This window comes from Rothia sp. HMSC071F11 (genome assembly GCF_001809115.1).
Classification (GTDB): domain Bacteria; phylum Actinomycetota; class Actinomycetes; order Actinomycetales; family Micrococcaceae; genus Rothia; species Rothia dentocariosa.
Genome location: NZ_KV795771.1, coordinates 222,466 through 222,765 on the forward strand (window position 1 = coordinate 222,466; position 300 = coordinate 222,765).

The window sequence follows — 300 nt, forward strand, 5'->3', positions numbered from 1 at the left end:
TGAGCAAAACCTGTTCTGCCTGGGCTACTAAAGCGCCGAGCCTATGACGCCGTTCTGAATCTAGCTCGGCAAAAACATCGTCAAGAATAAGAATGGGGGAGGACCCGGGGGACTCGTCGTCGGCACGATGTACAAACCAGGAAGCCAACCGCAAAGAAAGCGCAACCGACCAGCTTTCCCCGTGAGAGGCAAATTGTTTAACAGCTAACCCGCCCAAAAGCAGCGTTATATCGTCCCGATGCGGTCCCACCAGAGTCACCCCGCGCTCCAGTTCGGCGGTACGGCGCTCGCGCAAGCGCT

Annotated in this window: 1 pseudogene; it reads right to left on the reverse strand. The window is 57.3% G+C overall.

Annotation, left to right across the window (positions count from 1 at the left end):
* Positions 1–300: pseudogene (locus tag HMPREF2554_RS10945) on the reverse strand (DNA replication and repair protein RecF); the annotation flags it as partial.